General features: G+C 72.4%; 9 protein-coding genes and 1 pseudogene. 6 read left to right on the top strand and 4 right to left on the bottom strand.

The window, feature by feature from the left end:
* Positions 1–1127: 1127 nt before the first annotated feature.
* Positions 1128–2258, bottom strand: coding sequence for a MalY/PatB family protein (locus Aau02nite_RS44820; protein ID WP_212994807.1), 1131 nt, complete (start codon positions 2256–2258; stop codon positions 1128–1130).
* 65 nt (positions 2259–2323) lie between these two features.
* Between Aau02nite_RS44820 and Aau02nite_RS44815 the strand changes: the two genes are divergently transcribed.
* The 5 genes from Aau02nite_RS44815 (at position 2324) to Aau02nite_RS44795 (ending at position 5673) form a co-directional block, all read left to right on the top strand.
* A complete protein-coding gene (locus Aau02nite_RS44815; RefSeq protein WP_246595924.1) occupies positions 2324–3130 on the top strand; it encodes a TrmH family RNA methyltransferase in 807 nt (268 codons plus the stop codon).
* Positions 3131–3527: 397 nt separating this feature from the next.
* Complete coding sequence (locus Aau02nite_RS44810; protein ID WP_212994805.1) at positions 3528–3875, top strand: GntR family transcriptional regulator; 348 nt, start codon at positions 3528–3530, stop codon at positions 3873–3875.
* Positions 3876–3897: 22 nt separating this feature from the next.
* Positions 3898–4380, top strand: coding sequence for a hypothetical protein (locus Aau02nite_RS44805; protein ID WP_212994804.1), 483 nt, complete (start codon positions 3898–3900; stop codon positions 4378–4380).
* Between the two features lie 83 nt (positions 4381–4463).
* Complete coding sequence (locus Aau02nite_RS44800; protein WP_212994803.1) at positions 4464–5216, top strand: fatty acid desaturase family protein; 753 nt, start codon at positions 4464–4466, stop codon at positions 5214–5216.
* A 145-nt stretch (positions 5217–5361) separates the two neighbouring features.
* Positions 5362–5673, top strand: a complete 312-nt coding sequence (locus Aau02nite_RS44795; RefSeq protein WP_212994802.1) for a hypothetical protein — start codon at positions 5362–5364, stop codon at positions 5671–5673.
* Between the two features lie 198 nt (positions 5674–5871).
* Here Aau02nite_RS44795 and Aau02nite_RS44790 read toward each other — a convergent pair whose 3' ends face one another.
* Positions 5872–6669 carry a SigB/SigF/SigG family RNA polymerase sigma factor gene (locus Aau02nite_RS44790; RefSeq protein ID WP_212994801.1) on the bottom strand — a complete coding sequence of 266 codons (798 nt, stop codon included), beginning with the start codon at positions 6667–6669 and terminating at the stop codon, positions 5872–5874.
* Between the two features lie 45 nt (positions 6670–6714).
* Here Aau02nite_RS44790 and Aau02nite_RS44785 point away from each other — a divergent pair.
* Positions 6715–8397 (top strand): annotated as a pseudogene (locus Aau02nite_RS44785) (sensor histidine kinase); the annotation flags it as partial.
* A gap of 27 nt (positions 8398–8424) precedes the next feature.
* Here the strand turns inward: Aau02nite_RS44785 and Aau02nite_RS47170 are convergent.
* Together Aau02nite_RS47170 and Aau02nite_RS44780 are read right to left on the bottom strand one after the other, a co-directional pair.
* Positions 8425–9015 carry a dihydrofolate reductase family protein gene (locus tag Aau02nite_RS47170; protein ID WP_246595923.1) on the bottom strand — a complete coding sequence of 197 codons (591 nt, stop codon included), beginning with the start codon at positions 9013–9015 and terminating at the stop codon, positions 8425–8427.
* 58 nt (positions 9016–9073) lie between these two features.
* Positions 9074–9742: a hypothetical protein gene (locus Aau02nite_RS44780; RefSeq protein ID WP_212994799.1), complete on the bottom strand. Its 669-nt coding sequence runs from the start codon at positions 9740–9742 to the stop codon at positions 9074–9076.
* Positions 9743–9958: the final 216 nt, after the last annotated feature.

The raw sequence follows: 9958 nt of genomic DNA, 5'->3' as shown, positions 1-9958 counted from the left end.
CGCCGGGCGTCGCGGGAACGATGGCCGTGCCGGGCGTGGCGCCCGCTGGCGGGGCGGGGTGCTGGCCGGCTCCCGGGCCGTGGCCAGGCGGCAGGCCGGCGCCCGGAGGCAAGCCAGTGGCCGGAGGCAAGCCAGTGGCCGGGCCCTGCCCGGGACTCAGACCGGTGCCCGGGGCCGGAGCCGCACCGGGCACCGGCGTCGTGCTGAACGCCGAGGGAACGACCGGGTTCCGCCCGCGCAGGAACGGAAAGCCAGTCCCGGACGGCACCGATCCGGTCGGATTCGGCATGACCCGTCCAACGCCGCCGTCCCCGCCACCGTCGTCCGGGACGAGATCGTCGTAGCCGGGGACAGCCGGCGCCGATCCGGGCCGCGTCGGCACACCACCCGGCAGCGGCGTCGTGCCGGGGCGCCCGGGCGCCCAGCCGGGCGAGTCGACGGGCGCCGGCGTCACCGGTTCACCGGATTCCCCTCCGGGAAGCGGCGTCCCCGGCGCTGACCCACTGGGATCCGGGACCACATAGCCGGGGCCGGACCCGGTCCCGGGCGCGGAAGGAACCGGCCCACCCGGCGGCGACGGAACACTGCCCGGTGTCGAAGGAGGCTGATAGGGCGGCCGGGGACCCCACGGCATCGGTCCGACGCTCGCCCGCCAAGTCCGGCCGTCGCTCCCCGCCGTCTCACGATCGGCGCGCGGCACCCCACCGGCCGAGGCGTCCCGCAGCGGATGCGCCGACGGCAGACCGGGCGGACCCCCGGCAGGCGAATCGAACGGATGCGCGGCAGGCAAACCAGGCACACTCCCAGCAGGCCCAGGAGACGCGGAGGAATCGGAAGGTGGCGTCTGAGCAGCCGGCCAGTCCGGATGCATCATCCAGTCGGGATGAACCGGCTCTCCCGCAGGCTGCGGCCCCGGAACCTGCCCGGCGTTCTCCGCGCCCAAGGCAGCCGCCGCATCAGCCGCACCCGCGGCAGCCGCGTCCGGCGCGGCGAGCCGGAGCCGGATGGCTCGCAGCAGCGCCAGCATATGAGGGTCGGACCCGGGACCGGACGACACCTGCACACCCCCGACGGCAGAACGACGCGAACAGTACAACCGTACTGCCGCAACGTCCGGGCCGCCGCCGCTACCTGTCGGTGGCGCTCGCCATACGTGCGGTCGCCTCGTCGAGGATATCCGCGCTCGTGCCGAAGTTCAGCCGAACGAAGCCCGCGCCACGCGCGCCGAAGCGGGTGCCCGGTTCGAGGCCGACCCGGGCGCGGGACAGGAACATCTCGCGGGGCTCGTTGTCCTCGCCCAGCGCGCGGCAGTCCAGCCAGGCCAGGTACGTCGCCTCCGGCGGGGTCCAGGTGATCTTCGGTAGCCGGGTGCGCAGCTGCTCGCCCAGTTGCCCGCGGCGGGCGTCCAGCTCGGCCAGCAGGTCGTCCAGCCAGGCATCACCGTCGGTGAACGCCGCCACCGTCGCCACCACGCCGAGGTGACCCGTGCGCCAGCGGATGTCCGGCGGGAACCGCTCGACCAGCGCCGCCATGGCCGCGCCGCCGGTGACGATGGCCGCGCACTTGAGGCCGGCCAGGTTGAACGCCTTGCTCGCTGACATCAGGCTCACCGTGACCTCCGCCGCCCCCGGCACGGTCAGCATGGGTGTGAAGCGTGCGCCCGGCAGCACCAGCGGGGAGTGGATCTCGTCGCTGATGATCGTCACGCCGTACAGCTTGGCCAGCCGGACCAGGGCCGCCAGCTCGTCCGGGGTATGCACGCGGCCGACCGGGTTGTGGGGGTTGCAGAGGATGTAGACCGCCGGGTGGGCGGCGAAGGCCGCTTCCAGGGCCGGCAGGTCGAGGCGGTATTCGGCGGTGAGCGGCACCTCCCGCAGCTGCACGCCGGCCTCCGGCGGCCAGTCGAAGAACGGCGGGTAGACCGGCGGGCTGATCACCACGGTGTCCGCCGGGCGGGTGAGCATCCGCAGCAGCTCGACCACGCCGACGCCGACGTCGGTGACCGCGGTGACCGCGGCCGGGTCCACCTCCCACCCCCAGCGCCGGGCCGCGAAGCCGGCGACCGCCGCGCCGAGCTCCGGCTGCGCCGCCGAATAGCCGGTGTCGGCGGCCTCGACCGCCGCGCGCAGGGCGGCGGTCACCGCCGGGGCCAGCGAGCAGTCCAGCTCGGCGACACCCATGGGCAGGACGTCATCGGGGTACGTGCGCCACTTGGCACTCCGGCGCTTGCGCAGGGTCTCCAGCGAATCGACGAACATCCCCCCATCCTGCCGGTACCCGGGCGGTCGTGGGCGGCCCGGTTGCGGCAGGCAGAATGCCGTACGTGCCGGCACTGAGCATCACCGACCCCGACGACCCGCGGATCGCCGACTACCGGGCGCTGACCGATGTCGAGCTGCGGACCAAGTGGGAGCCGCCGAACGGGCTCTTCATCGCCGAGGGAGAACTGGTGATCCACCGTGCCCTGCGCGCCGGGTACCGGCTGCGTTCGGCGCTGGTCGACGAGAAGCGGGTCGATCAGCTCGGCGACCTGCCCGCCGACGCGCCGCTGTACGCCGCCGCGCCGCCGGTCCTGGAGGCGGTGACCGGGTTCCACGTCCACCGCGGCATCCTGGCCTCCTTCCACCGGCGCGAGCTGACCCCGCTGGACCAGCTCCTCGCCGGGGCCCGGCGCCTGGCCGTGCTGGAGGGCCTGAACACCCACACGAATCTCGGCGCCCTGTTCCGCAGTGCGGCCGCGCTGGGCATCGACGCGGTCGTCCTGTCCCCCACCTGCGCCGACCCGCTGTACCGCCGGGCGGTGCGGGTCAGCATGGGTGAGGTCTTCGCCATCCCGTACGCCAAGGCCGACGACTGGCCGCAGACCCTGGCCGCGATCCGGGCCGCCGGGTTCACCCTGCTGGCGATGACGCCGGCGCCCGACGCGGTGGCGCTGCAGCATCTCACCGCCGCCCAGCGTGAACGGCCCGCGCTGCTGCTGGGCGCCGAGGGGCCCGGCCTCACCCGCCAGGCCCTGGAGGCCAGCGACGTCCGGGTCGCCATCCCGATGCACAACGAGGTGGACTCGCTGAACGTCGCGACCGCCGCCGCCGTCGCCTTCTGGGAGCTCGGCCGCACCGCGATCAGCTAGCCACCCGCTCGCGAAATGCAGCGGGAACCGGGCCCGCGGGCGGGCAGAATCCCGGCATGACGAAGGCATCCGGCGTACGCATCGGCTGGACCAATCTGCCCGGCGGGGTCCGTTCGGCGATCGAGGATCTGCTCGGCTCGCCCGTGGTGGAGGCCTGTCGCAGCCCGGCGGCTTCTCCCCCGGTACCGCCGACCGGGTCCGGACCGCGGCGGGCACCCGGGCCTTCGTCAAGGCGGTGCGCACGGCGCAGAATCCGCGCAGCGTGGAGCTGCACCGCCGGGCGGCGGGCATCAAGGCGCGGCTTCCGGCGGAGGCAGCAGCGCCACGCCTGCTGGGCAGCTACGACGACGTCAACCCATTGACCGGTCGACCAGATGGTGCTGATAATGCTAGCACTATGAGATGGGTCATCGATCATTCGTCGCGGGAGCTGCTCCAGCACCAGATCGCCCGGTGCGTCCGCCAGGGCGTGGCAGCGGGCGAGCTGGCGGTCGGCGAGCAACTGCCGCCGGCGGCCGAGCTGGCCACCGCGCTGTCCGTCGACCGCAACACCGTGCTGACCGCCTACCGGCAGCTGCGGGACGAGGGTCTGCTGGAGTTCCGCCGGGGCCGCGGGACGCGGGTCGCGTCGGCCATGACCGAGCCGGCCCCGGTCGCCGAGGCGGCCCAGGAGCTGGTCGCGGTGGCCCGCCGGCACGGTCTCGGCCGCAGCGACCTGATCCGCCTCATCGAGCAGCTGACGTGACCAACCGAAAGGACGGTGCCCCGTGACGGCATCCGCACTGCCCGGCCCGTTCTCCATCTACACCGGACGCGTGACCAACTGGGCCATGGTGATCCTGAGCGCCGCCCTGGTGGTGCCGCTGCTCGTGTTGGGCGACGCCGGAAACGGCAGCCGGCCCGGCCTGGCGGTCCCGCTGCTCGTTGCGGCCACCGCCGCGCTGGTCAACGTGCTGACCGCCGGGAGCATCCGGACGGCGGCGGGCCCGAACGGCGTCTCCGTCCGCTTCGGGGCGTTCGGCTGGCCGCGCGGCACCTACCGGATCGAGCAGATCGCGCAGGCCGAGGTCGTCGACCTGCCACCGTGGTCGGTGTCCTACGGCTTCTGGTGGACGCCGCGCCGCACCTCCTGCACGGTCCGCTCCGGGCCGGCCCTGCGGCTGACCCTGCGCACCGGACGCACCGTCACCGTCACGGTGCCGGACGCCCATGCCGCCGCCGCAGCCATTCACGCAGTGCCCGAGGTGTGACGTGAACTGCGCCGGGTAATACCAATCAGCCTGCTCCGGACCCCGGCAGCGCCCATGAGGACGACTGTGGAGCGGGAGCGGCGATGCAGCCTCACAAGGTGCCCAGCGACGGCCGCGCGACGATCGAGGCCCCGCGGTCGGCCGCACCCGACCAGTACTGCGGCTACTGGGTCGGTCAGACCGTCGTCGTGCTTTCGCTGTTCGCCATCGCCGTGACTGCTTTCGTGCTGATCGGGAATTCCTGGTGGCAGCTGGCCCTGGCGTGCTATTTCGCCCTGTTGTCCACGCGGCTCGCCGTCCTCGGCCACGACCTGGGACACAGCCAGATCTTCCCGTCCACCCGGGCCAATTACCTTCTCGGCGTGTCTCTGACCAGCGTGGGTGTGGGTTTCAGCTTCGATTGGTGGGCCCTGCGGCCCACCCGTCATCACGACGGCCCGGACGACGCGGACGAGGATCCCGACGTCGGGATCTTGGCGGTCCTCTCCGCCGCATGGCCGGCTCGGCTCAGCCGGCTGCCCGCCGGTACGCGCCACCACCGTCGCGCCTGGACAGCCCTGCCCCTGCTGCTGCTGGAGGCGGTGAAAGCCCACTTCGCCGGCACCCGCCATCTCGTCAACAGCCATGCCCGTCAACGACTGCGCGAGCTGCCCCTGATCGGCCTGCATCTCGTCGCGTACTTCGGCGGAATCTTCCTCGTGCTGCCCGCCGGAAAGGGCCTCACCTTCATCGCCGTGCACCAGGGACTGTTCGGCCTCTATCTGAGCTGCATGTTCGCCCTCAGCTACCAGAGCACGGCCGGGGCGACCCGCGAGCAGGCGTACAGCTCGGGTTGATCGTGGGTTTGGGGTGGTCGCCCGGGGGCAACCGTCCGCCGCGGGTCACCGCCCGTAGGTGAGCACGGGATACACCACCTTCGCCGGCGGCATCACGCCATCGGCTCCCCCACAGCAAGACCGACAGATTCAGGAAATGGCAGAAATGACGACGTCCACTCGCGGGAACAACGACACCAAGGGCGTTGCGCGCACCCGTACGCACGGCGAGGAGACGAAGCCCTCGTTCAAGACCACCGAGCTGATCGTCTACGTGGCCGCCGTTCTGGGCGTACTGATCGCCTCGTACGTGGTCGGCGACCGGGCCAACAACGACGGCAGCGACATCTTCGCCGCCGACAAGGCGTGGTGGTACATCACCCTGCTCACCATCGGCTACATGGTCAGCCGGGGCCTGGCGAAGGCCGGCAGCCGCAGCAGCGACACCGACCCGCGCACCGACTCCCACAACCACTGAGCAAGCATCCTGATCGACCAGCGGCCCCGGCGGGTCGAGCCGGCCCCAGCGGCATGGCTCCCGCCGGGGCTGCGTCGGTCCGAGCCGCTGCCCGGGCCAACGGGCCCGCGCCCGGCCCGGTGAACGCCCAGTCCAGCAGGACCGGCCGGCGGCTCGATGTCCAGGTGCACCCGGTTCTCTGGGACCGCGCGAGCGGCGTCAGCCGGCGTTGATCCGGTGCCGCAGCGTCAGCAGGGCCCGGGCGAGCAGGCGCGAGACGTGCATCTGGGAGATGCCGAGCTGCTCGGCGATCTCCGCCTGCGTCAGGTTTCCGTAGAACCGCAGCGCGACGATCTTCTGGTCCCGGTCGTCGAGCGACGCGAGGGCCGGGCCGAGGGCCAGGCGCATGTCGACGAGCTCGAGATCGTGGTCATAGCCGCCGAGAGTGTCGCCCAGCTCGCGGTCGCCCTCGGTCCCGATGGGAGTCGCCAGGCTGGTGGCGCTGTAGGCCATCGCGCCCTCCAGCCCTTCCAGCACCTCCTCCTCGGTGACGCCGAGGTGGACGGCGACGTCGGCCACCGTCGGTGAACGCCCCAGGGTGTGGCTGAGTGTGTTGTTCGCCGCCGTGATCGCGGCCCGGAGCTCCTGCAGCCGCCGCGGCACCCGGATGGACCAGGTGCGGTCGCGGAAGTGCCGCTTGATCTCACCGAGGATGGTCGGGATGGCGAAGCCCGCGAATTCGACCCCCCGGTCCGGGTCGAACCGGTCGATCGCCTTGATCAGGCCGATGGTCGCCGTCTGGGTCAGGTCGTCCTCGGGCTCGCCGCGGCCGTAATAGCGGTGGGCGAGGTGCTGGGCCAGCGGCAGCCACGCCTCGATGGCGCGTTCGCGGAGGCGGGGCCGGGCGGGATCGCCGACCGGCAGGGTGGCCATCGCCCGCACCAGCTGCACGGCGTCGGTCGGGCCGGCCGCCGCTTCGGACGTATCGGTGACCGGGGTGGCGACTGTCACGTTCATGGTCGTCCTTCCACTGATTGTCCGTCGACGCGGGCTGTCCGCTCGATGCGTCGGCGGACACCTCCGGACCATACCGCCGATCAATCGACGCAGCAACCGACGCAACTTGTCGGCGAGCCGGGCGGAGGCGGAACGACGGCACGATCCGCTTTGCTGGCACGACGATGGGCCCTCGCGTACCGTGCGCCTGTGATTCCCACCTCCGTGGCCGGCACCGACGATGGCCCGACCGGCGCTGAGGCGCGCGGCAGCCGCTGGACCACCCAGCGATGGTTCGCGTCGGTGCTGGTGGCGATGGTCGTCCTGGTGCTGGCCGGCGCGGTGGTCGGAGCCCAGGCACTGTCGCGCACCGCCACGGTCTCGAACCACCTCAGCGATCGGGTGTCCCCGGCGCGGACCGCAGTGGTGGAGTTCGGCGCGGCGCTGGTCAACCAGGAGATCGGCGTACGCGGCTACCTGTTGAGTGGTCAACGGCAGTTCCTCGAGCCGTACCAGCAGGGGATCGCCGCCGAGCAGGCCGCCGTCGCCCGGATCCGGCAGCTGTTGAGCAGCGAGCCGCTCGCCCTGGCCGGGCTGGCCGATGCCGAGGAGCAGGCCCGCCGGTGGCGCACCACCATGGCCGACCCGCTGATCGCCCGCCATCAGGACAGTGCCACGCCGGCGCCCATGACAGTGGTGATGCAGAGCAGAACCGCCTTCGACGAGGTCCGGGCCCGCGTCGCCGTGCTGGACGATCGTCTGATCCAAATCAGGCAGGACGGCCGGGCCGCGCTCGATCAGTCCCGGCAGGTCCGCAATGGTGTCTTCGTCTTCCTCGCCGCTGTCCTGCTCGCCTTCCTCGTGCTGATCGCTGTCCTGCTGCGCGTGGTGGTGCTCCGGCCGCTGATCCAGCTGAGCCGGGCCGTGCGACGCGTCGCCGGCGGAGACTTCGATCATCACCTGACCCCCGCGGGCCCGGCCGACCTGGCCCGGCTCGGTCAGGACGTCGAGGCGATGCGGCAGCGCCTGGTCGACGGGCTGGCCACCAGCCAGCTCGCCCGGGAGCAGCTGGAACAGCAGCAACGGGAACTGCGGAGATCCAACGCCGACCTGGAACAGTTCGCCTACGTCGCCTCGCACGACCTGCAGGAGCCGCTGCGCAAGGTCGCCTCGTTCTGTCAGTTGCTGCAGCGGCGCTACGCCGGCGCCCTCGACGAGCGGGCGCAGCAGTACATCGGCTTCGCGGTCGACGGCGCGTCGCGCATGCAGAGCCTGATCAACGACCTGCTGGCCTTCTCCCGCATCGGCCGGGTGCACACGGCCGTCGAGCCGGTCGATCTGAATCAGACCGTCGCGCAGGCCGAGGATAGCCTCGCCCTGGCCATCGGCGAGTCCGGCGCCCGGATCGTCCGGCCCGACCTGCCCACCGTGCCCGGCGACGCCACCCTCCTGACCATGCTCTGGCAGAACCTGATCGGGAACGCGATCAAATTCCGCCGGCCGGGGCAGGCTCCCCTGGTCCACATCACGGCCGGTGCCGACGACGGCGTCTGGACCTTCGCCGTCGAGGACAACGGCATCGGAATCGATCCCGAGTTCGCCGGCAAGATCTTCGTCATCTTCCAGCGGCTGCATCCGCGGGACAGCTATCCGGGCACCGGCATCGGCCTGGCCATGTGCAAGAAGATCGTCGAGCACCACGGCGGTGAGATCACCCTGGACTCCTCCTACCGGCAGGGCGCTCGTCCGGTGTTCACCCTGGCCGGTGAGGACCGGTCAGTCGACCCGGTAGGTCAGGTGGGTGGCGTGCGGGGAGACCCGGACGTGGATCTGGCGCAGGGTGCGCGGGCTGACGCCCGCGTCGAACAGCGGCGTGCCGGCGCCGAGCAGCACGGGTGAGAGGTGCAGCCGTAGCTCGTCGACCGCGTCGGCCGCCAGGGCGCCCCGGATGACCTGGGCGCCGCCCATGACCACCACGTCGCGTTCCTCGGCCATGGCCCGGGCCGTGCTGATCGCGCTGCGCACACCGTCCACGACGAACGTGCAGCGGTCGGCCAGGCGTACCTTGTCGGGCGGCCGGCCGGTCACCACCAGCACCGGCGGCGCCGCGGCCAGGCCCGCGCCGTAGCCGACCTCGTCGTTCCAGCCGTGCGGGCCGTCGACGATGTCGAACAGGCGGCGGCCCATGACCACCGCACCGGTCGCGTCGGTGGCCGAGGCCAGTACCTCCCGGTCGACCGGGTCGGCGCTGAAGGCCCAGGTGTGCAGGCCCTCGCCGCCGTGGCCCAGACCGCTGTCGGGGCCCGGATCGGGCCCGGTCACGAACCCGTCGAGGGACACCGAGATGTCGGCGACCACTTTGCCCATGCGCACTCCCCAGCTCGTCGTGGCAACGAGCCGAGCATGCCACCCCGGTACGACAGTCCTACGCCGGCGGAATGAGCCGCGAGCCGGTCCAGGCCAGTCCCATGCCGGCGGCGAGCAGCAGCAGCGCGCCGACGGTGGGCAGCGGGCGCATCGCGTGCGAGCCGGCACCGATCGACACGGCCGCGAGCATCAGCAGCACGCCGTCGGCCGGGTTGACCAGCTTGGAGCGGAACACGGCCCAGCCCAACAGCAGCCAGCCGGTGCCGGTCACGGCCGCCGCAACCAGGGAGGCGGTGTGCACCTGAGCGGCGCTGAGACCGATCCCGTCCGGGCCGGTGCCGGCCGGCAGCGCGGCCAGCGGCAGCAGCATGATGAAGCCGGCCATGGCGATGAGCATTCCGGCGACCGCCGAGCGGCGGGTGCGGGACGCGGCCAGCAGCCCGGCCAGGCCGATCATCGCGATCGCGCAGAACCAGCCGCCGGCCAGCTTCAGCAGCAGCGGGCCCGGCGGGGCGGCGACGCCGAGGGTGGACCAGCCGTAGAGGGCCGCACCGACCGGCAGCGCCCACAGCGAGACTCGCGCATAACGGCGTACGGACCAGATCCAGACCGCCTCGCGCACCGGCAGATGGTGTTCCGCGACGGCCCTCGGCCCCGCGGCACCGACCCAGGCCGGCGCCACCCGCAGCGGCCGTCCGCTGGCAGTCTGGTTCTGACTAATGCTCATGGCTCATGGCTCCGCCTCATGGTGGGCTCAAGCCGAGCGGCCCGGGGGTACCGGTCGGATCCTCGGTCAGCATGGCAAAACCCCGCGCACCGGGCGCGGGGTTCTGCGATATTCGCTCCGATCTTGCACCGCCGGGGTGGCGGGGTCAGGCGCGCTCGGGCTCTCCCGCGCCGTTGTAGTCGGCCCCGCCGAGCGCCGCGGACGGTGGCACGGACT

Source organism: Actinoplanes auranticolor (genome assembly GCF_018332655.1).
In the GTDB taxonomy this organism is placed as follows: Bacteria; Actinomycetota; Actinomycetes; order Mycobacteriales; family Micromonosporaceae; genus Actinoplanes; species Actinoplanes auranticolor.
The sequence above is the reverse complement of the archived record's forward strand: the minus strand, read 5'-3'. Positions and strand labels throughout refer to the sequence as shown.

Coding starts and splice junctions, on each gene's coding strand:
- Aau02nite_RS44820 (WP_212994807.1), bottom strand. CDS start 2,258: ATGTTCGTCGATTCGCTGGAGACCCTGCGCAAGCGCCGGAGTGCCAAG.
- Aau02nite_RS44810 (WP_212994805.1), top strand. CDS start 3,528: ATGAGATGGGTCATCGATCATTCGTCGCGGGAGCTGCTCCAGCACCAG.
- Aau02nite_RS44800 (WP_212994803.1), top strand. CDS start 4,464: ATGCAGCCTCACAAGGTGCCCAGCGACGGCCGCGCGACGATCGAGGCC.
- Aau02nite_RS44795 (WP_212994802.1), top strand. CDS start 5,362: ATGACGACGTCCACTCGCGGGAACAACGACACCAAGGGCGTTGCGCGC.
- Aau02nite_RS44790 (WP_212994801.1), bottom strand. CDS start 6,669: ATGAACGTGACAGTCGCCACCCCGGTCACCGATACGTCCGAAGCGGCG.
- Aau02nite_RS47170 (WP_246595923.1), bottom strand. CDS start 9,015: ATGGGCAAAGTGGTCGCCGACATCTCGGTGTCCCTCGACGGGTTCGTG.
- Aau02nite_RS44780 (WP_212994799.1), bottom strand. CDS start 9,742: ATGAGCATTAGTCAGAACCAGACTGCCAGCGGACGGCCGCTGCGGGTG.